Consider the following 22,160-nt stretch of genomic DNA (forward strand, 5'->3'; position numbering starts at 1 on the left):
CTGCGCTCCTACGACCAGGTCATCAAGCTCGAACAGGAACGCCTCGTCTACCAGACCCGGCTGCGCTCCCGCTACGGCCGCGCCTGGCGCCGCAAGGCCCCCGTCGAATCCCTGATGCCCCTGCGCCTGGCCCGCTACGGCGTCCCCCTCGCCGAGACCGCCCCCGCGGGCCTCGCCGCCGCGGGCATCGAGCCGATGGTCATCCCGGCGGCCGCCCAGCAGCCTCAGCTCTCCGCGGCCCCCGCGGCCACGCCCGCACCCGCACCCGCCGCCCAGCGGCAGGTGCCCGCGCGGGAGCCCGAGGACGGCCGCAGCCAGTGGCTCCAGTCCCGGGACCCGCAGACGGTCGAGTACCACGGTGACTACGACCCGCACTTCGAGCCGGACCTGTACGAACCGCCGTACGACGACTTCCCGCCCGACGACCATCTGCCCGAGGACCACCTGCCCGAAGGACCCCGGCCCCAGCCCCGCCACGAGCCCGCGCTGGAGTCCCCCTCCGAGGAGACGGGCAGCTTCCCGATCCCGGTCGGCCCCAACCGCACCCGGGAGCTCGGCGAGGGCGGCGGCAGCCCGGAGCCGGACGAGGAGTCCTTCTACCAGGTCTTCAAGCAGTCGATAAACGGCAGCTACCCCACCCCGCGCGAGCTGATGGACAACGTGGAGGCCGAGTTCGGCCTCACCCTCGCGCCGGAGGACGCCAAGCGCATGGTCAACCGCTACACCAACCGCCACAACGCGGAGCTGGAGGAGGACCACATCGCCTGACGGCGCCGCGGGACCGGCCACCGGCAGAACACAGGCGAAAGGGGCCCTCGACCGAGGGCCCCTTCGTCATGCCTGGCGCACCGGGGTGCGTCTACTCCCCGAGCAGGGTCCGCACCCGCTCCTGCCCCACCGCGAGCAGCAGCGTGGGCAGCCGCGGCCCGGTGTCCCGGCCGACGAGCAGGTGGTAGAGCAGCGCGAAGAACGTCCGCTGGGCGGTCTTGATCTCCGGCGGCAGCTCCTTGGGCGTGGCGTCCGCGGGGAACCCGGCCTGGACCTTGGGCACGCCGTAGACGAGGTGGGTCAGCCCGTCCAGCGACCAGTGCTCGGCCAGTCCGTCGAGCAGCAGCCGCACCGAGGCGCGGCCCTGCTCGTCGAGCGACTTCAGCAGGTCGGTGTCCGGCTCGGCGCGCACGATGGTGCGCTGGTCGGCGGGCACCTGGGTGTTGATCCAGGCCTCGGCCCTGTCGTACCGGGGACGTACCTCGTCGAGCGCGGCGAGCGGCTGCTCGGGGTCGAGCTCGGAGAGGATGCGCAGCGCCTGGTCCTCGTGGCCGGCGGTGATGTCGGCGACGGACGCGAGCGTCCGGTACGGCATCGGCCGCGCGGTGCGGGGCAGCTCGGCCCCGGCGGTGCGCACGGCACGGGCGTGGGCGGCGGCGTCGGCGGGCAGGGCCGAGCCGTCGGCGACCTTGGCGTCGAGCTTGTCCCACTCGTCGTACAGCCGCTGGATCTCCTGGTCGAAGGCGATCTTGAAGGACTGGTTGGGCCTGCGGCGGGCGTAGAGCCAGCGCAGGATCTGCGGCTCCATGATCTTCAGCGCGTCGGCCGGGGTGGGCACGCCACCGCGGGACGACGACATCTTCGCCATGCCGGAGATGCCGACGAAGGCGTACATCGGGCCGATCGGCTGCTTGCCGCCGAAGATGCCGACGATCTGCCCGCCCACCTGGAACGACGACCCCGGCGAGGAGTGGTCGACACCGCTGGGCTCGAAGATCACGCCCTCGTAGGCCCACCGCATCGGCCAGTCGACCTTCCAGACCAGCTTGCCGCGGTTGAACTCGTTGAGCCGGACGGTCTCGGAGAAGCCGCACGCCGTGCAGGAGTACGTCAGCTCGGTGGTGTCGTCCTCGTAGGAGGTGACGGTGGTCAGGTCCTTGCCGCAGTTGCCGCAGTACGGCTTGTACGGGAAGTACCCGGCGGAGCCGGAGCTGCCGTCGTCCTCGGCGGCGGCGCCGGAGCCCTCGGCGGCCTCCAGTTCGGCCTCGTCGACCGCCTTCTGCTGCTGCTTCTTGGCCGGGGCCTTCTTGGTGCGGTACTGGTCGAGGACCGCGTCGATGTCGGCGCGGTGGCGCATGGCGTGCAGGATCTGCTCGCGGTAGACGCCGGTGGTGTACTGCTCGGTCTGGCTGATGCCGTCGAACTCCACGCCCAGCTCGGCCAGCGACTCGACCATCGCGGCCTTGAAGTGCTCGGCCCAGCTCGCGTACGGCGAGCCCTTCGGCGCGGGCACCGAGGTCAGCGGCTTGCCGATGTGCTCGGCCCAGGTCTCGTCGACGCCGGCGACCCCGGCCGGCACCTTGCGGTAGCGGTCGTAATCGTCCCAGGAGATCAGGTGGCGCACCTGGCGGCCCCGGCGGCGGATCTCGTCGGCGACGAGGTGCGGGGTCATGACCTCGCGCAGGTTGCCGAGGTGGATCGGACCGGACGGCGAGAGACCGGAGGCGACGACGACCGGTTTGCCAGGGGCCCGACGCTCCGACTCCTCGATGACCTCATCCGCGAAACGGGAGACCCAGTCGGTGGTCTCGGTGCTCTGAGCCACGATCGGCACGTCCTTCTTTCTCCGGGGCAGCCGTACGGTCGATCGGCCACCCCCCCAGTTTAGGCGGCCCACTCAGCACCCCCGCCGCATTTAGAACCGCAAGGAACACGCACCCATCCCACCCGCCTTTTGGGGGCGCGAGGAACCACGCAACCAGCCCACCCTCTTTTAGGGGCGCGGGGAACTGCGCAACCAGCCCCACACCGCCCCGCACCCGCACAACCACGCAGACACAACCACCCCACCCGCCTTCAAGGGGCGCGGGGAACTGCGCAACAAGCCCCCACCGCCCCGCACCCGCACCCGCACCCGCACCCGCACAACCAACCCCCCACCCAACCGCCCGGCAGGGCCCCGCCCCGCAGGGCCCCACCCCGCAGCCGCGAAAACCCCTACACCCCCCATGGGATACTGGGCGAGACCATCCAGCCCACGAGGAGAAACGGCACCCACACCCATGCCCTCGGTCACGTCGCTCACCGATCTCGTCAACCAGCAGCTCACCGACGCCCTCACCTCCGCCCTGCCGGAAACCGACGGAGTCGACCCGCTGCTGCGACGAAGCGACCGGGCCGACTTCCAGGCCAACGGCATCCTCGCGCTGGCCAAGAAGGCGAAGGCGAACCCCCGTGAGCTGGCGACGCAGGTGGTGTCGCAGGTCGTCACGGGCGAGGAGCTGATCAAGGACGTCGAGGTCTCCGGGCCCGGCTTCCTGAACATCACGCTCTCCGACCGGGCGATCACCACCAACCTGGCCGCCCGCTACGCGGACGACACGGGCCGCCTCGGCGTACCGCTGAACGAGAACCCGGGCACGTCGGTGATCGACTACGCCCAGCCGAACGTGGCCAAGGAGATGCACGTCGGCCACCTGCGTTCCGCGGTGATCGGCGACTCGGTGGTGCAGCTGCTGGAGTTCACCGGCGAGAACGTGGTCCGGCGTCACCACATCGGCGACTGGGGCACCCAGTTCGGCATGCTCATCCAGTACCTGGACGAGCACCCGCACGAGCTGGACCACGAGTCCGCCGAGGTGTCCGGCGAGGAGGCGATGTCGAACCTCGACCGCCTCTACAAGGCGTCCCGGAAGCTGTTCGACTCCGACGAGGAGTTCAAGACGCGGGCCCGGCGCCGGGTGGTCGACCTCCAGGCGGGCGACCCGCACACCCTCGCCATGTGGCAGAAGTTCGTCGACGAGTCGAAGATCTACTTCTTCTCCGTCTTCGAGAAGCTGGACATGCGGATCCGCGACGAGGACATCGTCGGTGAGTCCGGCTACAACGACATGCTGGCCGAGACCTGCCGCCTGCTGGAGGAGTCCGGCGGGGCGGTCCGTTCGGAGGGCGCCCTGTGCGTCTTCTTCGACGACATCAAGGGCCCGGACGGCAACCCGGTCCCACTGATCGTCCAGAAGTCCGACGGCGGCTACGGCTACGCGGCGACGGACCTGTCCGCGATCCGGGACCGTGTCTTCAACCTGAAGGCGAACAGCCTGGTCTACGTCGTGGACGCCCGGCAGTCCCTGCACTTCAAGATGGTCTTCGAGACGGCCCGCAGGGCGGGCTGGCTCAATGAAGACGTCAAGGCGTACCAGCTCGCGTTCGGCACGGTCCTCGGCAAGGACGGCAAGCCGTTCAAGACCCGTGAGGGCGAGACGGTCCGGCTGGTCGACCTCCTCGACGAGGCGATCGACCGCGCCGCCGCCGTCGTGCGGGAGAAGGCCCAGGACCTCTCCGAGGCGGAGATCACCGAGCGGGGCGCCCAGGTGGGCATCGGCGCGGTGAAGTACGCGGACCTGTCGACGTCGGCGAACCGCGACTACAAGTTCGACCTGGACCAGATGGTCTCGCTGAACGGCGACACCTCCGTCTACCTCCAGTACGCCTACGCCCGCATCCGCTCCATCCTCCGCAAGGCCGGCGAGGTCCGCCCCGTCGCGCACCCGGAGCTGGAGCTGCACGCGGCGGAGCGCGCGCTGGGCTTGCACGTGGACGCGTTCGCGGAGACGGTCGCGGAGGCGGCGGCGGAGTACGCGCCGCACAAGATGACGGCGTACCTCTACCAGTTGGCCTCGCTGTACACGTCGTTCTACGACAAGTGCCCCGTGCTGAAGGCTCAGACGCCCGAGCAGGTGGAGAACCGCCTGTTCCTGTGCGACGTCACGGCCCGCACCCTGCACCAGGGCATGGCCCTGCTGGGCATCGGGACGCCCGAGCGCCTCTGATCCGCGGCGCGTCCGAACGAGGGTGGCGCGGCGGCCGGTTCTCCGGTCGCCGCGCCACTTCTTCGTGTACGGCCGTCAGCTCGCGGTGCAGGACACCGTGGGCCGGGTGGTGCTGCCGTTCTTCTTGAGGGCGATTGTCAGTGCCGGGCCCTACAGTCACCGGCATGGCGACTCTTCCCAACCCGCTGCCCGCGCTGGCGGCGGACCCCAGCGGGCGCTCCCTCGGGCTCCAACTGCCCCCGGGCAGACTGTTCGACGCGACGGAGGACGGGCCGTGGCCCGAGCCGCTGATGTGGCAGGCCGGCACGCCCGCCGGGCCCGGCCACTGGGCCTCGCTGGGCGGGGCGGCGGCCCAGGTCGGGCTGCTGCCGGTCCTGGTCGACCTGGCGGACCGGCAAGGGGGCCCGGACGAGTGGCAGTTGGCACCCGACTACGCCTCGTACCCCGGGGACCACGACGCCGAGGACGTCCTGGCGGAGTACTGGGAGGACGACGACGAGTACTGGGACGACGATCTCGCCGAACTGGTCGAGCCGTTCGGGCCCGAGTGGCCCGGCCTCGCTTCCGCCGCCCGGCTCACCGCCGAGCCGGGCGCGTGCGCGGCCCAGGTCGCCGACTCCCTGAGCGACGGCACCCGCAGTTGGCTGGGCGCCCCGCATCTGGCCCTGGTCCCGGCCCGCCGCTCCGCCGACATACCGGCCGCCCTGGGCTGGACCGGCCCGCTCAACCACGACAACGACGTGGCCCGGATCTGCGCGGTCCTGCGCTCCTGGGAGGACCGCTTCGGCATACGGGTGGTCGCCCTCGGCTTCGACACGCTGGTCGTGTCCGTGGCCGCCCCGCCGGCCGACCTCGGCGCGGCCGAGGCGGTGGCGGCGGAGCACTTCGCGTTCTGCCCGGACAACATCACGCAGAACGGTCCGGGCAGCCTCCAGGAGTACGCGAAGGGCCTGGTGGACGAGCGGGTCTGGTCCTTCTGGTGGGACTGAGCCCCGCTGGTGGCACGAGCCCTTCCGGTGGGACCGAGCCCCGCGCCCCCGGGCGAGGGGCCGCGCCCTACGCGACGCCCAGCCCCCGGGCCAGCCTCCCCAGCCCCTCCCTGATCTCGTCCGGGGTCTGCGTCACGAAGCACAGGCGCAGGGTCGAGCGGTCGGGGTCCGAGGCGTAGAAGGGCGCGCCGGGGACGTAGGCCACATCGTGCCGGACCACCTCGGGGAGCAGCGCGGCGGTGTCGTAGGAGGCCGGAAGGCGGGCCCAGAGGAACATGCCGCCCTCGGGGCGGTTCCAGGCCGAGCCCTCGGGCAGGGCGCCGGGCAGCGCCGCGAGCATGGCGTCCCGGCGTTCGCCGTAGACGGTCCGGACGCGGGCGACATGGGCGTCGAGGACGTCCAGGTAGCGGGCCGCGGCGAGCTGGTTGAGGGTCGGGGTGTGCAGGTCGGCGGCCTGCTTGGCAACCGCGCAGGCCCGGCGGAGCGCGGCCGGGGCGCGCAGCCAGCCGAGCCGCAGGCCCGGCGCCATGATCTTGGAGAAGGAGCCGAGCAGGACCGTGCGGTCGGCGGCCTCCGCGTGGGCGGCGATCCAGGGCTGGGGTGCGCCGTCGTAGCGCAGCTCGCCGTAGGGGTCGTCCTCGACGATCCACAATCCGTGCCGCGCGGCCACCGCCGCCACGGCGGCCCGGCGGTCGGCGGGCATGGTGCGGCCGGTGGGGTTCTGGAAGGTGGGGACGGTGTAGAGCAGCTTGGGCCGCTCCCGCGCCACGAGCTCGGCGAGTACCTGCGGGTCGACGCCGTCCGCGTCCGTCGGCACTCCGACGATCCGCGCGCCCGCGAGTCCGAAGACCTGGAGGGCGGCCAGGTAGCAGGGGTCCTCGACGAGGACCGTGTCGCCGGGGTCCAGCAGGGCGGTCGCCAGCAGGGACAGCGCCTGCTGGGAGCCGGTGGTGACGAGCAGGTCGTCCGCTGCCGTCGGCAGGCCCCGCCCGGTGATCCGGTGGGCGAGGGCCGTGCGCAGGACGGGTTCGCCCTCGGTCGTGGAGTACTGCAGCGCCTGCCCCGGGGTGCGCTCCAGGACCTCGCGGAAGGCCGTGGCGATGCCCTCGCGGTCGAACAGCTCGGGGGCCGGCAGACCGCCCGCGAAGTTGATCACCTCGGGGCGCGCGGTGACCGCCAGGATCTCGCGTACGGGTGACCCCCCGATCGCTCCGGCGCGCACCGAGAGCGGCGGGAGGGACGCGGGGGCAACGGCTGCGGTCATGACAGGAGCTCCTTCGGCTGCGCGGTGGTCATGCCCGCAGCCTACGGAGTCCGTGTCGCCTACAACTTCCTTTTCGGGATGTGGAGTCGGCGCTACCGGTCCTGCGCGACCATCCGGGCCGCCTCGGTGGCCCAGTAGGTCAGGATGCTGCGCGCGCCGGCCCGCTTGATGCCGGTCAGTGTCTCCAGGATGGCCCGGTCGCGGTCGATCCAGCCCTTCTCTGCGGCGGCCTCGACCATCGAGTACTCGCCGGAGATCTGGTAGGCGGCGACCGGCACGTCCACGCCGTCGGCGACGCGCGCGAGGATGTCGAGGTAGGGACCGGCGGGCTTGACCATCACCATGTCGGCGCCCTCCTCCAGATCCAGCGCCAGTTCCCGCAGGGACTCGCGCACGTTGGCGGAGTCCTGCTGGTACGTCTTGCGGTCGCCCCGCAGCGAGGAGGCGACGGCCTCGCGGAAGGGGCCGTAGAAGGCGGAGGCGTACTTGACGGTGTAGGCGAGGATCGCCACGTCCTCGCGCCCGATCTCGTCCAGGGCGTCGCGGACGACCCCGATCTGACCGTCCATCATCCCGCTGGGCCCGACCACGTGCGCGCCCGCGTCGGCCTGTACCTGGGCCATCTCGGCGTACCGCTCCAGCGTCGCGTCGTTGTCGACGCGTCCTTCGGCGTCGAGCACTCCGCAGTGGCCGTGGTCGGTCGTCTCGTCGAGGCAGAGGTCGGACATCACGAGCAGGTCGTCGCCGACCTCGGCGCGCACGTCCCGGAGGGCGAGTTGCAGGATGCCGTCCGGGTCGGTGCCCGGGGTCCCGAGGGCGTCCTTCTTGGAGTCCTCCGGCACACCGAAGAGCATGATCCCCGAGATCCCGGCCTGCACGGCCTCGGCGGCGGCCTTCTTCAGGCTGTCCCGCGTGTGCTGCACCACCCCCGGCATCGCCGCGATCGGCACGGGCTCGCTGACGCCCTCGCGCACGAACGCGGGGAGGATGAAGTCGGCGGGGTGCAGCCGGGTCTCGGCGACCATGCGCCGCATGACGGGGCTCGTCCGTAGCCGCCGGGGCCGGGTACCGGGAAACGATCCGTACTTCGTCATGCCGTCTACGCTACGCCCGGCCGCCCGCTGCCCTTGCCGACGCCCTGTCGGGCTCCGCGGGGCCCACGGCTGTCACAGCGGATGGCTCAGGCCGCGTGACGTGCGCCTCCAGGCGTCGCAGGCTCGGGTCTGGAGCGGCAGTCGCGACAGCGGCCGCCGGGGTGCGGGGCACGGAAGGCGCGTTCGCAGCCGTCGCAGGTCTGGAAGGGGTCGCGGCGGCGGCTCGGTCCTGGTTCGTCGCGTACGGCGGTTGGTGCGGGGATCGCTGGAAGGGGTGCGGGCCGCAGTTCGCGGAGGCGGTAGGCGAGCACACCGGCCGGGTGACGCATGTCGGTCGGGAGATCGGCGGTCAGGGCGTGATGGACGACGGCGGCCGTGGCGCCGACGTCGAACCAGGCGGTGACGGCGGGCGCGAGGCGGTTCACGTCCCGATGGGAGAGGGTGAGCCGGTCGTCGGCGCGGCGCAGTCCGCAGAGCAGGGCGACGGCTTTGTCGTGGCGAGGTTCGAGAGCGGCTTCCGCGGCCCGTCGGACGGGCCGCTCGGGCCGCTCGGGCCGCTCGGTAGGTGCGGAGGCGGGCGCGGAGGTGACTTGCGAGTCGCGAGGCGTCGGCCGCTCCGTGCCTCGGTCGCTCTCCGGGGACGACTGCCCGCCGTCTTCCGAAGGGCGGGCCATGGCATTTCGGCTGCGAGGCCGGGTCGTCTGGACGGGAACGACAGCCGGGCGCGTCGAGGCGGCTCCAGGAGTGTGGTGCGCGTACGTGCGGGTGCACAGCCTCCCCGTGTCCGTACGCTCCCGCACTCGCTCCAGATAGCCGTGCGCCTCCAGCTCCCGCAGGGCGAAGGCGATCCGGTCCCGGCCCTCGGGGAAGCGTTCGGCGAGGCTGCGGATGTCGACCGGGGCGCCCTCCGGCAGCGACAGGATGTGGGTGGCCAGTCCGATGGCCGTCAGGGACAGCTCGCGGTGCTGGGCGAGGTGATTGCCCACGACGGTGTATTGGCCCGACTGGTACGTGCGTACGTGGGTGACACCGGAGGGGGTGATGGTCTGCGGAACGCCCTGATTCGGAAGCTCGACGGCGTTAGGGTTGTTCTCAGCCATAGGGAAGGGGTTACTTCCTCGTTGGTCAGGCCCTCGCACTGGGATTGCCGTCCCGGCGGGGGCCGAAGCATGTGTGGGGCTGTGGAGTTGTGAGTGCTGCCTGAGGCGAGAATGCACGTCCGACATGCCCAAGCGCCAGCCGGACCAGCCGATTTCACCCGCCCGTGTGACGTGCGCGAGGTTTGGTTGGTTGGGTAGGTTTTTCCCTGGGTTCTTTGGTCTTTTATCGCCCGCCGCCCCGGCCCGCGGGCCACCGCAGGACGGACGGCCGGGCTCCGGTACGGGGGTCATCGGCAAGGCCCGAGATCGAGTTCCGCCCAGACGGTCTTGCACGGCACCGGCCCGGACCGTACACCCCAGCGGTCCGCGCACTGCTCGACGATCAGCAGCCCGTAACCGGACTCCGCCTGCCCCTCGGCCGCCGCCCGCGCTCGGGCGGGCAACCGGTCACCCCGGCTGTCGGCGACTTCGACACGCAGCGTCCGTGGAGCGACGACGGTGAGCGTGAGGCGGAAGCTCCGGCCGGGGACACGGCCGTGCAGGGCGGCGTTGGTGGCGAGTTCGGCGACGACGAGCCGGGCGGGGTCCAACGGCATGTCCCAGCACCGCAGTTGCTGGGCCGCGAGCAGCCGCGCGCGCCGGGCGCCGAGCCGGGAGGCGGAGAGCGTGACGGAGAACTTGTGGAGCGGGGCGCGAACAGTTTGCTGATTCATGTGACTCAGCGTGTCCGGCCGTGCGTAGCCTGTGAATGCGTGCGGCCCGTGCGGACGGTGTCTGTCCGTGCGGCGTCCGGTTCCGTCCGGGCAGTACGGGGTGACGTGCAACGCGCGCCGGGGTTGGACCGGGAAGGGCGCGGCGGGAAGGCGGCAGACGTGAGCGAATGGGACGCGGGGCTGGGAGGCGACGACGAGGCCGGGGCCGTGATGCGCACGGTGACACGGCAGTTGAAGCTGTGGCGGGAGGCGGCGGGGCTCACCCAGGCGGAGTTCGGGGCGGCGATCGGGTACGGCGAGGAACTGGTCTCCTCGGTAGAGCGGGGGCGGCGGATCCCGCGGCCCGAGTACCTGGACCGCGCGGACGAGGTTCTGTCGGCGGGCGGCCGGATCGCCGCGCTGCGGGAGGACTTGGCGGAGGTCCGGTACCCGAAGAAGGTGCGGGACGTGAAGCGCCTGGAAGGGGAGGCCGTCGAGATCTGCTCCTACAACAACTCCGTCATCGACGGGTTGTTGCAGACCGAGGCATATGCGCGGGCAGTGTTCGGCTCCCGGCGACCGCAGTTCACCGAAGAGGAGTTGGAGCAGCGGGTAGCCGCTCGCCTGGATCGTCAGGAGATCTTCAGCTCCCCAGCAACTCGCCCGCTTTTCAGCTTTGTGTTGTGCGAAGCGACGCTGCGCCGCTTGATTGGAGGCAGGATGGTGATGCGCAACCAGCTCGAACGGCTGTCGGAAGTAGCCCGGCTGCGGAATGTCGACCTACAGGTCTTGCCTCTGAGCCGGGAGGAGAACTCGGGTCTCGGCGGCCCCTTCCGACTCCTCAAGCTCAAGGACGGAGCGGCCGTGGGTCTGAACGAAGTCCAGCTCACCAATCGCGTGATCATCGACCCGAGAGAGACCACGGTCCTCGACATGCGCTATGGGATCATCCGGGCGCAGGCTCTCACACCACGAGAGTCGCTGGCCTTCATCGAGAAAGCGCTGGGAGAGTCATGACCCTCAAGCCCTCTGACGGAGCCGACGGCAAGCTGGAGTGGATAAAGAGCAGCTACAGCTCGGACGACGGCCCGTCCTGCGTCGAGGTCGCCGCCACACTGGTCACCATCCACGTGCGCGACTCCAAGAACCCGAACGGCCCCAGCCTCGCCCTCGCCCAAGCCACTTGGACGGCCTTTCTGCCGTACGCCGTCGGCTGCTGACGGAACGAGCATGACCATCAACCCACACGCCAAAGCCGCCCCCACGCCGGAGTGGATAAAGAGCAGCTACAGCGGTGCTGACACCCCCTCCTGCGTGGAGGTTGCAGCCGTTCACGAGGCCATCCTCGTCCGCGACTCCAAGACCCCCCAAGGCCCCCGCCTCGCCCTCACCCAGGCGACCTGGGCGGCCTTCCTGCCGTACGCCTGCGAGGGCTGACCCGCGCACCGACACGACGGAGCGCACCGGCGAGGTGCGCTCCGCCGGGCGGCGTCAGGTCGTACGGCGGCGCCGCGCCCCGGGGCGGCGCTCGCTGGGCCGCGTCACGGGATCCCCGGCCTCCATGGCGGCAGCCCTCCGCTTCATGCCGAAGTCGGCCAGCGCCTCGGCCAGCTTCAGCGCGGACGGCTCCGGGGCCATGACGTCCACGCGCAGCCCGTGCTCCTCGGCCGTCTTGGCCGTGGCCGGGCCGATGCAGGCGATGACCGTGACGTTGTGCGGCTTGCCGGCGATGCCGACGAGGTTGCGCACGGTGGAGGACGAGGTGAACAGCACCGCGTCGAAGCCGCCGCCCTTGATCGCCTCACGCGTCTCGGCCGGCGGCGGCGAGGCACGCACGGTCCGGTAGGCGGTGACGTCGTCGACCTCCCAGCCCAGCTCGATGAGCCCGGCGACGAGCGTCTCGGTGGCGATGTCGGCGCGCGGCAGGAAGACACGGTCGATCGGGTCGAAGACCGGGTCGTAGGGCGGCCAGTCCTCCAGCAGTCCCGCGGCGGACTGCTCGCCGCTGGGCACCAGGTCGGGCTTCACGCCGAAGGCGATGAGGGCCTTCGCCGTCTGCTCACCCACCGCAGCCACCTTGATACCCGCAAAAGCCCGAGCATCAAGGCCGTACTCCTCGAACTTCTCCCGGACCGCCTTCACCGCGTTGACGGAGGTGAACGCGATCCACTCGTAGCGGCCCGTCACCAGGCCCTTGACGGCGCGCTCCATCTGCTGGGGCGTGCGCGGCGGCTCGACCGCGATGGTCGGCACCTCGTGCGGCACGGCACCGTAGGACCGCAACTGGTCGGAGAGCGAAGCGGCCTGCTCCTTGGTGCGCGGGACGAGGACCTTCCAGCCGAACAGCGGCTTGGACTCGAACCACGAGAGCTGGTCGCGCTGGGCGGCGGCGCCGCGCTCCCCGACCACGGCTATGACCGGCCGGCCGCCGTCCGGGGACGGCAGCACCTTCGCCTGCTTCAGCGTCTGCGCGATGGTGCCGAGGGTGGCGGTCCAGGTGCGCTGACGGGTCGTCGTACCGGCGATCGTCACGGTCAGCGGGGTGTCCGGCTTGCGGCCCGCCGAGACCAGCTCAACCGCGGCGGCGGCCACGGAGTCGAGGGTCGTGGAGACGACGACCGTGCCGTCGGAGGAGCCGACCTCGGTCCAGCACCGGTCGGAGGCGGTACGGGCGTCGACGAACCGCACGTCCGCGCCCTGCGCGTCGCGCAGCGGGACACCGGCGTACGCGGGCACTCCGACGGCGCTCGCGATGCCGGGCACCACCTCGAAGGGCACACCGGCGGCGGCGCAGACGAGCATCTCCTCGGCGGCGTACCCGTCGAGTCCGGGGTCCCCGGACACCGCACGCACGACCCGCCTGCCGCCCCGCGCGGCCTCCATGACAAGATGTGCCGCATCCCGCACAGCGGGAGCACCAGCGGTTGTTGACACACCGTCAACAGCCGCCTGCTGAGGCGTGCCCACGCCCGGATCGGCACCCGACGAGGGATGCGTGTCCGGGTCGAGGACGGCTACGCCCGGCCGGGCGTGCGTCCGTACGACGTCGAGCACCTCGTGCTCGGCGACGAGAACGTCCGCGCTCGCCAGCGCCTCCACGGCGCGCAGGGTCAGCAGTCCCGGATCCCCGGGTCCGGCACCGAGGAAGGTGACGTGCCCGTGTTCCGGACCGGCGGGAAGGGTGGTGGGGCTCAATGTGCTCGCTCCCCCATCAGACCGGCCGCGCCCTGGGCGAACATCTCGGCCGCGAGTTCGCGACCGAGCGCCATCGCCGCTTCGTGCGTCTGGGGCACGGGACCGGTGGTGGACAGCTGCACCAGCGAGGTGCCGTCGGTGGTGCCGACGACGCCGCGCAGGCGCATCTCCTGGACAACATGCCCGTCGGCCGTGAGGTCGGCCAGCGCGCCCACAGGGGCGCTGCAGCCGGCCTCAAGGGCCGCGAGCAAGGACCGCTCGGCGGTCACGGCGACCCGCGTGAACGGGTCGTCGAGCTCGCCCAGCGCGGCGATGAGGTCCGCGCGGTCCGCGGTGCACTCGATCGCCAGGGCCCCCTGGCCGGGGGCGGGCAGAACGGTGTCGACCGACAGGAAGTCGGTGACCTCCTCGGCACGGCCGATCCGGTTCAGTCCGGCGGCGGCCAGCACGACCGCGTCGAGCTCCCCGTCGTGGACGTACCGGATGCGGGTGTCGACGTTGCCGCGGATCGGGACGGTCTCGATGTCGAGGCCGTGGGCGCGGGCGTACGCGTTGAGCTGGGCCATGCGGCGCGGGGCCCCGGTCCCGATCCTCGCCCCGCGGGGCAGGTCGGTGAACTTCAGCGCGTCCCGGGCGACGATCACGTCCCGCGGGTCCTCGCGCGGCGGGATCGCGGCGAGCGCGAGCTCCTCGGGCTGGCCGGTGGGCAGGTCCTTCAGCGAGTGCACCGCGAAGTCGACCTCCCCCTTCAGAAGCGCTTCACGCAGGGCCGTGACGAACACACCCGTGCCGCCGATCTGCGCGAGCTGCTCGCGCGAGACGTCGCCGTACGTGGTGATCTCGACGAGCTCGACGGGCCGCCCGGTCACCCGGCTCACGGCCGCGGCCACCTGTCCGGACTGGGCCATGGCGAGTTTGCTGCGCCGTGTTCCCAGCCTCAGTGCCTTCTCACTCATGCCGGCCCTCGGTTCTTGTCGGTGGTGCTGTCCTCGGCGCGGGAGACGGCGTCGACCGTCTCCTGGTCGAGGTCGAACAGGGTGCGCAGGGCGTCCGCGTACCCGGCGCCGCCGGGTTCGGCCGCGAGCTGCTTGACCCGTACGGTCGGCGCGTGCAGCAGCTTGTCGACGACGCGCCGCACGGTCTGGGTGATCTCCGCCCGGTGCTTGTCGTCGAGGCCGGGCAGCCGGCCCTCCAGGCGCGCGATCTCGCTGGCGACCACATCGGCGGCCATGGTGCGCAGCGCGACCACGGTCGGCGTGATGTGCGCGGCGCGCTGCGCGGCGCCGAACGCGGCGACCTCGTCGGAGACGATCCGGCGGACCTGGTCCACGTCGGCGGCCATGGGCACGTCGGCGGAGGCCTCGGCCAGCGACTCGATGTCGACCAGGCGCACCCCGGCGAGCCGGTGCGCGGCGGCGTCGATGTCGCGCGGCATCGCGAGGTCCAGTAGGAACAGGCTCGGCTCGGGGCGCGGCGGCTGGGCCACCGGCTCCGGCCGGCGCCGCTCGGGGATGCGGCCGACGGTGGCGGCGGTCGCGGCGAGCGCGGTGATCAGCTCGGCGTCGGTCTCCGGCGTGCGGCGTGCGCCCTCGCGGCGGACGGTGGAACCGCCCAGGGCCCAGGCGGCGTGCTGCTCCAGCGTCGCCGCGTCCATCCCGGCGACCGCGGCCTCGCCCATCACGGAGAAGCCGGGCTGTACGGCGGTCAGGTCGAGGGGGCAGGACTCCTCGGCGGGCGCCGGCTGGCGCACGTCCGTCCTGCGCGGTGCGTCCCCGGCGATCCGCTCGACGGGCACACCGGTACGGCCCTCGACCGCGGCGGCGACGGCCTCGGCGTCCAGGACCAGGCTCGTCGCGCCGGTACAGGAGACGACGATGTCGGCACGTGTCAGCTCGGCCGGCACCGAATCCATCGGTACCGCGCGGGCCGACACGGCAGAGCCTTCGGCGTCGCCGGTCTCGTCGAGGATCTGCGCGAGCCGCTCGGCCCGCTCGAAGGTGCGGTTGGCGACGACCACCTCGGCGACCCCGGCCCGCGCGAGCGTGGCCGCGGCCAGTGAGGACATCGACCCGGCGCCGATGACCAGCGCCCGGCGGCCGCGCGCCCAGCCGGTGACGTCGGCGCCCGCGGCGAGCTGCTCCAGGCCGAAGGTGACCAGGGACTGCCCGGCGCGGTCGATGCCGGTCTCGGAGTGGGCGCGCTTGCCGACCCTCAGGGACTGCTGGAACAGGTCGTTCATCAGCCGGCCCGCGCTGTGCATGTCCTGCGAGCGGGCCAGGGAGTCCTTGATCTGGCCGAGGATCTGGCCCTCGCCGACGACCATCGAGTCCAGCCCGCACGCTACCGAGAACAGGTGGTGCACGGCCCGGTCCTCGTAGTGCACATAGAGATACGGGGTGAGTTCGTCGAGGCCGACGCCGCTGTGCCGGGCGAGCAGGGTGGACAGCTCGGCGACCCCGGCGTGGAACTTGTCCACGTCGGCGTACAGCTCGATGCGGTTGCAGGTGGCCAGCACCGCGGCTTCGCTCGCCGGTTCGGCGGCGACGGTGTCCTGGAGCAGCTTGATCTGGGCGTCCGCGCTCAGCGCGGCCCGCTCCAGCACGCTGACCGGGGCGCTGCGGTGGCTCAGCCCGACGACGAGGACGCTCATGCCGGCATCACGGCGGGTACGTCCCCGTCGGGCCCCTGCTCGGCGGACTCCTTGCGGGCGGCGGCCGGGGCGGCGGCCTCGGCGGCGGCGCTCTCCTCGCCCGCCTTGCGCTGCTCGTGGAAGGCGAGGATCTGCAGCTCGATGGAGAGGTCGACCTTGCGCACGTCGACACCGTCCGGAACGGTCAGGACGGTCGGCGCGAAGTTGAGGATGGAGGTGACCCCGGCGGCCACCAGCCGGTCGCAGACCTGCTGGGCGGCGCCCGCGGGCGTGGCGATCACACCGATGGACACACCGTTGTCCTTGATGATCCTCTCCAGTTCATCGGTGTGCTGCACGGGGATACCGGCGACCGGCTTGCCGGCCATGCCCGGGTCGGCGTCGATGAGCGCGGCGACCCGGAAGCCGCGGGAGGCGAAACCGCCGTAGTTCGCGAGGGCGGCGCCGAGGTTACCGATACCGACGATCACCACGGGCCAGTCCTGGGTGAGGCCCAGCTCGCGGGAGATCTGGTAGACGAGGTACTCGACGTCGTAGCCCACACCCCGGGTCCCGTAGGAGCCGAGGTAGGAGAAGTCCTTGCGCAGTTTCGCGGAGTTGACCCCCGCGGCCGCCGCGAGTTCCTCCGAGGAGACCGTCGGCACCGAACGCTCGGAGAGCGCGGTGAGGGCTCGGAGGTACAGCGGAAGCCTGGCGACGGTGGCCTCGGGAATCCCTCGGCTACGGGTCGCCGGTCGGTGAGTTCGGCCAGTTGCCACGGTGCTCCTGCGGGTAGAGCGGGGCTGTAGGCGGTCGTACGTCCCCGGACCGCCCCATCGACAGCAGGCTATGTCTTTGTGAACGCGTGCACAAAGATGGTGTCCGATTTGCCCGGCCAACGTGACCGGGGTCACGCGCCCCCGGCGCACCTGCGGGGAACCGGCGCACGACAACGCTCGTTCCTTGCGTCCTGGGGGCAAAACCGCACACTCTCCTCAACGATCCATGCCCCCGCGACCTGCTCACCGTCGATCCTAAGTGACTTTCCGGACGACTTGGACTGGTCGGTCAGTGACTTGTTCCTCAAGCGGGGCTCGATCGTGCGAGGCGTCACTCGGTCAGGGCCCTGCGCAGGCGGTCCTCGTTCACGCGCCAGAAGGTGTGCTGTTCACCGTCGACCAGGACAACCGGAATCTGCTCCCAGTACTGGCGGTGCAGCTCCTCGTCCTCGGTGATGTCCTTCCGCTCCCAGGGCACGCCGAGTTCCGCGCACACCTTCTCGATCACGAGCTGGGCGTCGTCGCACAGATGACACCCGGGCTTGCGGATGAGAGTGACGAGCCGGTCCTGCGGCACCTTGGGGGCTGCCTTGCGGCGAAAAATGGGACTCATACCGGCCATTGTTTAACGACGCGGTCGCGGAGAGTTCACGGCCTCCAAACCTCGGCAGTCCGGCAGCTCCGAACAGAATGGCTATGCTCACGCCATGGCCGCTCTCGGATGGCTCACTTCCCGTAAGCGCTCCGCCACGGCGCGGAGCGTGCTGGCAGGCGAGGCCTCGGCCGAAGCCGCGCGCAAGTCGGTGCCCGAGGCGCCGGTGGAGGCGAAGGCGTCGCCCCAGGAGCCGGAGTTCCCGGTTCTCGGCGACGACAGGGCCGCGGCCTTCTTCGACCTCGACAACACCGTGATGCAGGGCGCCGCGCTGTTCCACTTCGGGCGCGGCCTGTACAAGCGGAAGTTCTTCGAGACCCGCGACCTCGCCAGGTTCGCCTGGCAGCAGGCCTGGTTCCGGCTCGCCGGGGTCGAGGACCCGGAGCACATGCAGGACGCCCGCGACTCCGCCCTCTCCATCGTCAAGGGCCATCGCGTCGCCGAACTGCAGTCCATCGGCGAGGAGATCTACGACGAGTACATGGCCGTGCGCATCTGGCCCGGCACCCGCGCCCTCGCCCAGGCCCACCTGGACGCGGGCCAGAAGGTGTGGCTCGTCACCGCGGCCCCGGTGGAGATCGCCCAGGTCATCGCCCGCCGCCTGGGACTGACGGGCGCGCTGGGCACGGTGGCCGAGTCGGTGGACGGCGTCTACACCGGCAAGCTGGTCGGCGAACCCCTGCACGGCCCGGCCAAGGCCGAGGCGGTACGCGCCCTGGCGGCGGCCGAGGGCCTGGACCTCACCCGCTGCGCCGCCTACAGCGACAGCCACAACGACATCCCCATGCTCTCCCTGGTCGGCCACCCCTACGCCATCAACCCGGACGCCAAGCTCCGCAGACACGCCCGGAACCAGGACTGGCGCCTGCGCGACTACCGCACGGGCCGCAAGGCGGCCAAGGTCGGCATCCCCGCCGCCGCGGGCGTCGGCGCGGTGGCCGGCGGCACAGTGGCCGCCATCGCCCTGAGCAGACGCCGCCGCTGACCCACCACCGCAGCCACACACGCCGCCACCGCGGCCACGCACGCCGCCACCCCCACCCACCCCGCCGCCACCGCCGCTGCGGGCATGCGTGCCGCCACACCCCCACCCACCCCACCGCCGCCGCTGCGGGCATGCGTGCCGCTAAGGGCGGCACGGGTGGGCGCAGCGGCACCTCGCAGCGCCGAGTCGCGCACCGCCCCGCCCTCAGCCACCCCCCGGCGGCACCCAGACACGCGCACCCGAGCGAGGCCCACCCCACCCCACCCGCCACGCAGCCCTTCGCAACCGATCCGACCGACGCACCCCCACAACCCCCCACCCAGTCCACTTGTCCGCGGACTGCCACAACACGCCCCGGTTCCACCCGGAATACGAGCCGAATCGATCAACAATCTGTCACTCTGCGCCACTCGACCGGGCGCCAATCGGTTACAGAAGCGACGTAATCGATGATTTGAGCAACTCGGTGTAGCAGAGCCTGCACGAAGCGTTATTCTCCTCAGACGCAAACCGGTACCCCTCCGTCGTCACGACGGGTGAACGGTCCCGCACTGCACGTGATGGAAGCTCTGCCTCTGGGAGTCCCGTGTACCCACACGTCGGGGTTGACGCCTCGGGCCTGGCTACGCTGCGCGCAACGGTCCTAGACCTGTTGCGCGGCTTCGTCCCCACCGCGTACGCCGTCCCCGCCTTCGCCACCGCGCCCGCCGGTCCGTGCTACGCACTGGCCGAAAGCGGCGCCGCGGTCGGCAGACGAGGACGCTCCGCCGGCGCCGCCACCACCGCACGCCGCCCGGCCGCAGACAGCGACAGCGCCCGGATGATGGACCTCGTCGAACGCGCCCAGGCCGGCGAGGCCGAGGCGTTCGGCAGGCTCTACGACCAGTACAGCGACACCGTCTACCGCTACATCTACTACCGCGTCGGCGGCAAGGCGACCGCCGAGGACCTGACGAGCGAGACGTTCCTGCGCGCCCTGCGCCGCATCGGCACGTTCACCTGGCAGGGCCGGGACTTCGGCGCCTGGCTCGTCACCATCGCCCGCAACCTCGTCGCCGACCACTTCAAGTCCAGCCGTTTCCGGCTGGAGGTCACCACCGGCGAGATGCTCGACGCCAACGAGGTCGAGCGCTCCCCCGAGGACTCCGTCCTGGAGTCCCTGTCGAACGCCGCGCTGCTGGACGCCGTACGCCGCCTCAACCCCCAGCAGCAGGAATGTGTGACCCTCCGATTCCTGCAAGGGCTGTCCGTCGCGGAGACCGCCCGCGTCATGGGCAAGAACGAGGGCGCCATCAAGACCCTCCAGTACCGCGCCGTCCGCACACTCGCCCGGCTGCTCCCGGACGACGCGCGCTGACCCCTGTCCGCCACCACCCTGGGTGACTCTCAACTCACGGTCGGTAAAAGTCCGTTGACTTCTCGATCCGATCATCCGCCGTCCGTAACCCAAGTGCCGTGCCGCTCGTTGTGCGGGATGCAGGCTCCCTGCGGTCACGCCCGAACCGAGCCCGATCACCCGATCGGGTGGCAGCGGTCGCGGGCGTGCAACTCCAAGGATCCCCAGGGAGTCGACCGTCATGACGAGAGGAGGTGCCGCCAGTGATCGCGAACGTATCGGCGCACCGGCGGGCGAACGCCTTCGCCCAGGCCCTGGAGGAGCAGTCCGAACAGGGCTCGGCGGCCGATCAGTCCGAGGCCCCGGCCCCGGCACCCGCGGAACGGACCGAACCGGGACGCCTGCTGGCGCTCGCCGCCGGTCTGGGCGAGCTGCCCAAGCCGGTGCTGGACCCGGAGGTCAAGGTCGTCCAGCGGGCCCAACTGGTGGCCGCGATGGAGGCCATGCTCCAGGCGGGCTCCGCGGGAGGCGAGGCGGCGGACCCTTCGATGCCCGAGCAACGTCGGGCCAGAGGAGCGCACCGGGCGACGCCACTGGGCAAGTTCCGGCCACGCAGCCGGCTGGCCAAGGGCCTCACCGCGGGCGGACTGAGCGTGGGCGTTGCCGCGGGAGCTTTCGGCGGCGTCGCCGCTGCCAGCTCCGAGGCCCTGCCCGGTGACTCGCTCTACGGCCTCAAGCGCGGCATCGAGGACTTCAAGCTCAACTACCTGGCCGACGGCGACACCGAGCGCGGCGAGGTCTATCTCAACCACGCCTCCACCCGCCTCGGCGAAGCCCGTCGGCTGATGGAGCGCGGCCGCAGCGGCCCCCTCGACCACGAGTCGCTCGGCGAGGTCCGCCGCGCGCTCTCCGGTATGCGGCACGACGCCGCCGAGGGCCACCGCCTGCTGCGCGAGGCGTTCGAGCGCGACCCCGACTCGCTGGGCCCCATCCAGGCGCTCTCCGCCTTCTCGCGCTCCCACCGCGAGGCCTGGGGCGCCCTGCGCGAGCGGCTGCCCGTGCAGCTCGGGGACGTGAGCGAGGAAGTGTCGTCGGTGTTCGACGCCATAGACCAGGAGGTCGCCCCGCTGGAGTCCCTCCTCCCGCAGCCTCCCGCCCAGGGCGGCGGCGCGGGCGAGGGCAGCCGGCAGGGCGGCGGCCCGTCGATGTCCACCGGCACATCGGGCAACGGCCGTTCCACCGCGCCCAGCGCGGGCAGCAGCGCCCCGGACCACAACCGCGGCACCGGCAGCCCGAGCAGGTCGGCCGGCTCCGACTCCGAGGACGGCCTCCTCGGCGGCGGCACCGGCGGTCTCCTCGACCCGCCGCAGAGCACCGGCTCCGCCTTGCCGTCCCAGAGCGGAACGCCCACCGCGGAACCGGACGTCACGCTCCCGCCCCTCCTCCCGGGCCTGCTGCCCGGCCTGGGCATCGACAGCGAGGACGCGGAGTAACACCGCTCCAGCGCCACGGGCGCCCCTCCTCTGCGCGGGAGGGGCGCCCGTGGCGTCGTACGGTCGCGGTCAGAAGAAGACCGACCTGCGCTGCACCAGCAGCTTGTACAGCGTGTGCTGGATCTGTTCGCGGACCTGGTCGGTCAGGTTGAACATCAGCATCGGGTCCTCGGCGGCCTCCGGCGGATAGCCGTCGGTGCGGATGGGCTCGCCGAACTGGATCGTCCACTTCGTCGGCAGCGGGATCGCGCCGAGCGGGCCCAGCCACGGGAACGTCGGGGTCAGCGGGAAGTACGGGAACCCGAGGACCCGGGCCAGGGTCTTCGCGTTGCCGATCATCGGGTAGATCTCCTCGGCCCCGACGATCGAGCACGGAATGATCGGGGCGCCCTTGCGCAGGGCCGTCGAGACGAACCCGCCCCGGCCGAAGCGCTGGAGCTTGTAGCGCTCGCTGAACGGCTTGCCGATGCCCTTGAAGCCCTCCGGCATCACCCCGACCAGCTCGCCCTGCCCCAGCAGCCGTTCGGCGTCCTCCGCGCAGGCCAGGGTGTGCCCCAGCTTGCGCGCGAGCTCGTTGACCACCGGCAGCACGAAGACCAGGTCCGCGGCGAGCAGCCGCAGATGGCGGCCCGCCGGGTGGTGGTCGTGCACCGCGACCTGCATCATCAGGCCGTCCAGCGGGACCGTGCCGGAGTGGTTGGCGACGATCAGCGCGCCGCCCTCGGCCGGGATGTTCTCCAGGCCCTTCACCTCCACCCGGAAGTACTTCTCGTACACCGGGCGCAGCAGGGACATCAGGACCTGGTCGGTGAGCTCCTCGTCGTAGCCGAAGTCGTCGACCTCGTAGTCCCCGGTGAGGCGGCGGCGCAGGAAGGCGAGCCCGCTCGCCACCCGCCGCTCCAGGCCGCCGGGGCCCTCCTCGGGCTGCGGCGCCACCGTCTCCTCACGTGTCACCGGCACATCGTCCCGCGCCGCCCTGGTGGGCAGGGCCTGCACCTCGTGGACCGGTGCGGCCTGCGTGCCCTTCAGCCTGCTCCCCCCGCCGCGGCGCCGCGCGGGCCGCTGCACGGCACCCCCGCGGGACCGGTCGTCGTCGAACGGAATGACCTTGGCGTCCGCCATCGTTGCTGCGCTC

The 22,160-nt window shown here is 71.7% G+C and carries 19 protein-coding genes and 1 pseudogene; 9 read left to right on the plus strand and 11 right to left on the minus strand.

The window, feature by feature from the left end:
* A pseudogene (locus ABZZ79_RS38000) lies at positions 1–768 on the plus strand (hypothetical protein); the annotation flags it as partial.
* Positions 769–859: 91 nt separating this feature from the next.
* On the opposite strand, the gene lysS reads toward ABZZ79_RS38000, so the two are convergent.
* The gene (gene lysS, locus ABZZ79_RS38005) at positions 860–2,602 is read right to left on the minus strand and encodes a lysine--tRNA ligase (RefSeq protein ID WP_356696967.1); all 1,743 of its coding nucleotides are present in this window, start codon (positions 2,600–2,602) and stop codon (positions 860–862) included.
* A 448-nt stretch (positions 2,603–3,050) separates the two neighbouring features.
* Between lysS and argS the strand changes: the two genes are divergently transcribed.
* Entirely contained in the window at positions 3,051–4,817 is a 1,767-nt protein-coding gene (argS, locus tag ABZZ79_RS38010) for an arginine--tRNA ligase (protein WP_356696969.1), read from the plus strand.
* Positions 4,818–4,981: 164 nt separating this feature from the next.
* Complete coding sequence (locus ABZZ79_RS38015) at positions 4,982–5,806, plus strand: DUF4253 domain-containing protein (RefSeq protein WP_356696971.1); 825 nt, start codon at positions 4,982–4,984, stop codon at positions 5,804–5,806.
* Positions 5,807–5,873: 67 nt separating this feature from the next.
* On the opposite strand, the gene ABZZ79_RS38020 is transcribed toward ABZZ79_RS38015, so the two are convergent.
* The 4 genes from ABZZ79_RS38020 to ABZZ79_RS38035 form a co-directional block, all read right to left on the minus strand.
* The gene (locus tag ABZZ79_RS38020) at positions 5,874–7,070 is read right to left on the minus strand and encodes a PLP-dependent aminotransferase family protein (protein WP_356696973.1); all 1,197 of its coding nucleotides are present in this window, start codon (positions 7,068–7,070) and stop codon (positions 5,874–5,876) included.
* 92 nt (positions 7,071–7,162) lie between these two features.
* Positions 7,163–8,164: a porphobilinogen synthase gene (gene hemB, locus ABZZ79_RS38025; protein ID WP_356696975.1), complete on the minus strand. Its 1,002-nt coding sequence runs from the start codon at positions 8,162–8,164 to the stop codon at positions 7,163–7,165.
* Positions 8,165–8,250: 86 nt separating this feature from the next.
* Positions 8,251–9,264, minus strand: a complete 1,014-nt coding sequence (locus ABZZ79_RS38030) for a helix-turn-helix domain-containing protein (RefSeq protein WP_356696977.1) — start codon at positions 9,262–9,264, stop codon at positions 8,251–8,253.
* Positions 9,265–9,551: 287 nt separating this feature from the next.
* The gene (locus ABZZ79_RS38035) at positions 9,552–9,977 is read right to left on the minus strand and encodes an ATP-binding protein (protein WP_356696979.1); all 426 of its coding nucleotides are present in this window, start codon (positions 9,975–9,977) and stop codon (positions 9,552–9,554) included.
* Positions 9,978–10,136: 159 nt separating this feature from the next.
* Between ABZZ79_RS38035 and ABZZ79_RS38040 the strand changes: the two genes are divergently transcribed.
* From ABZZ79_RS38040 to ABZZ79_RS38050, 3 genes are read left to right on the plus strand one after another with little or no spacing between them, the layout of a single operon-like run.
* The gene (locus ABZZ79_RS38040) at positions 10,137–10,973 is read left to right on the plus strand and encodes a helix-turn-helix transcriptional regulator (RefSeq protein ID WP_356696981.1); all 837 of its coding nucleotides are present in this window, start codon (positions 10,137–10,139) and stop codon (positions 10,971–10,973) included.
* Positions 10,970–11,176, plus strand: coding sequence for a DUF397 domain-containing protein (locus ABZZ79_RS38045; RefSeq protein WP_356696983.1), 207 nt, complete (start codon positions 10,970–10,972; stop codon positions 11,174–11,176). The genes ABZZ79_RS38040 and ABZZ79_RS38045 overlap by 4 nt, the downstream gene beginning before the upstream one ends.
* Positions 11,177–11,186: 10 nt before the next feature.
* The gene (locus tag ABZZ79_RS38050; RefSeq protein WP_356696985.1) at positions 11,187–11,393 is read left to right on the plus strand and encodes a DUF397 domain-containing protein; all 207 of its coding nucleotides are present in this window, start codon (positions 11,187–11,189) and stop codon (positions 11,391–11,393) included.
* A 54-nt stretch (positions 11,394–11,447) separates the two neighbouring features.
* On the opposite strand, the gene ABZZ79_RS38055 is transcribed toward ABZZ79_RS38050, so the two are convergent.
* The 5 genes from ABZZ79_RS38055 to ABZZ79_RS38075 form a co-directional block, all read right to left on the minus strand.
* Positions 11,448–13,151 carry a bifunctional uroporphyrinogen-III C-methyltransferase/uroporphyrinogen-III synthase gene (locus ABZZ79_RS38055; protein ID WP_356696987.1) on the minus strand — a complete coding sequence of 568 codons (1,704 nt, stop codon included), beginning with the start codon at positions 13,149–13,151 and terminating at the stop codon, positions 11,448–11,450.
* A complete protein-coding gene (gene hemC / locus ABZZ79_RS38060; RefSeq protein ID WP_356696989.1) occupies positions 13,148–14,107 on the minus strand; it encodes a hydroxymethylbilane synthase in 960 nt (319 codons plus the stop codon). The genes ABZZ79_RS38055 and hemC overlap by 4 nt, the downstream gene beginning before the upstream one ends.
* Positions 14,104–15,801 (minus strand): glutamyl-tRNA reductase, encoded by a 1,698-nt coding sequence (locus ABZZ79_RS38065; protein WP_356696991.1) that lies wholly within the window; start codon positions 15,799–15,801, stop codon positions 14,104–14,106. The genes hemC and ABZZ79_RS38065 overlap by 4 nt, the downstream gene beginning before the upstream one ends.
* On the minus strand, positions 15,798–16,559 hold the full coding sequence (locus ABZZ79_RS38070) for a redox-sensing transcriptional repressor Rex (protein ID WP_356696993.1): 762 nt from the start codon (positions 16,557–16,559) through the stop codon (positions 15,798–15,800). The genes ABZZ79_RS38065 and ABZZ79_RS38070 overlap by 4 nt, the downstream gene beginning before the upstream one ends.
* A gap of 331 nt (positions 16,560–16,890) precedes the next feature.
* Positions 16,891–17,181: a glutaredoxin family protein gene (locus ABZZ79_RS38075; RefSeq protein ID WP_356696995.1), complete on the minus strand. Its 291-nt coding sequence runs from the start codon at positions 17,179–17,181 to the stop codon at positions 16,891–16,893.
* Between the two features lie 85 nt (positions 17,182–17,266).
* Here ABZZ79_RS38075 and ABZZ79_RS38080 point away from each other — a divergent pair, with 85 nt between their 5' ends.
* From ABZZ79_RS38080 to ABZZ79_RS38090, 3 genes are all read left to right on the plus strand, one after another.
* A complete protein-coding gene (locus ABZZ79_RS38080; protein WP_356696997.1) occupies positions 17,267–18,196 on the plus strand; it encodes an HAD-IB family hydrolase in 930 nt (309 codons plus the stop codon).
* Between the two features lie 586 nt (positions 18,197–18,782).
* Positions 18,783–19,553 (plus strand): ECF subfamily RNA polymerase sigma factor, BldN family, encoded by a 771-nt coding sequence (locus tag ABZZ79_RS38085; RefSeq protein ID WP_356696999.1) that lies wholly within the window; start codon positions 18,783–18,785, stop codon positions 19,551–19,553.
* A 242-nt stretch (positions 19,554–19,795) separates the two neighbouring features.
* Positions 19,796–21,025, plus strand: coding sequence for a DUF5667 domain-containing protein (locus tag ABZZ79_RS38090; RefSeq protein WP_356697001.1), 1,230 nt, complete (start codon positions 19,796–19,798; stop codon positions 21,023–21,025).
* Between the two features lie 69 nt (positions 21,026–21,094).
* Here the strand turns inward: ABZZ79_RS38090 and ABZZ79_RS38095 are convergent, their stop codons facing one another.
* The gene (locus ABZZ79_RS38095; protein WP_356697003.1) at positions 21,095–22,147 is read right to left on the minus strand and encodes a lysophospholipid acyltransferase family protein; all 1,053 of its coding nucleotides are present in this window, start codon (positions 22,145–22,147) and stop codon (positions 21,095–21,097) included.
* Positions 22,148–22,160: the final 13 nt, after the last annotated feature.

This window comes from Streptomyces sp. NPDC006458, from assembly GCF_040612135.1.
GTDB lineage: Bacteria > Actinomycetota > Actinomycetes > Streptomycetales > Streptomycetaceae > Streptomyces.

Coding starts and splice junctions, on each gene's coding strand:
- argS (WP_356696969.1), top strand. CDS start 3,051: ATGCCCTCGGTCACGTCGCTCACCGATCTCGTCAACCAGCAGCTCACC.
- ABZZ79_RS38015 (WP_356696971.1), top strand. CDS start 4,982: ATGGCGACTCTTCCCAACCCGCTGCCCGCGCTGGCGGCGGACCCCAGC.
- ABZZ79_RS38020 (WP_356696973.1), bottom strand. CDS start 7,070: ATGACCGCAGCCGTTGCCCCCGCGTCCCTCCCGCCGCTCTCGGTGCGC.
- hemB (WP_356696975.1), bottom strand. CDS start 8,164: ATGACGAAGTACGGATCGTTTCCCGGTACCCGGCCCCGGCGGCTACGG.
- ABZZ79_RS38030 (WP_356696977.1), bottom strand. CDS start 9,264: ATGGCTGAGAACAACCCTAACGCCGTCGAGCTTCCGAATCAGGGCGTT.
- ABZZ79_RS38035 (WP_356696979.1), bottom strand. CDS start 9,977: ATGAATCAGCAAACTGTTCGCGCCCCGCTCCACAAGTTCTCCGTCACG.
- ABZZ79_RS38045 (WP_356696983.1), top strand. CDS start 10,970: ATGACCCTCAAGCCCTCTGACGGAGCCGACGGCAAGCTGGAGTGGATA.
- ABZZ79_RS38050 (WP_356696985.1), top strand. CDS start 11,187: ATGACCATCAACCCACACGCCAAAGCCGCCCCCACGCCGGAGTGGATA.
- hemC (WP_356696989.1), bottom strand. CDS start 14,107: ATGAGTGAGAAGGCACTGAGGCTGGGAACACGGCGCAGCAAACTCGCC.
- ABZZ79_RS38065 (WP_356696991.1), bottom strand. CDS start 15,801: ATGAGCGTCCTCGTCGTCGGGCTGAGCCACCGCAGCGCCCCGGTCAGC.
- ABZZ79_RS38075 (WP_356696995.1), bottom strand. CDS start 17,181: ATGGCCGGTATGAGTCCCATTTTTCGCCGCAAGGCAGCCCCCAAGGTG.
- ABZZ79_RS38080 (WP_356696997.1), top strand. CDS start 17,267: ATGGCCGCTCTCGGATGGCTCACTTCCCGTAAGCGCTCCGCCACGGCG.
- ABZZ79_RS38095 (WP_356697003.1), bottom strand. CDS start 22,147: ATGGCGGACGCCAAGGTCATTCCGTTCGACGACGACCGGTCCCGCGGG.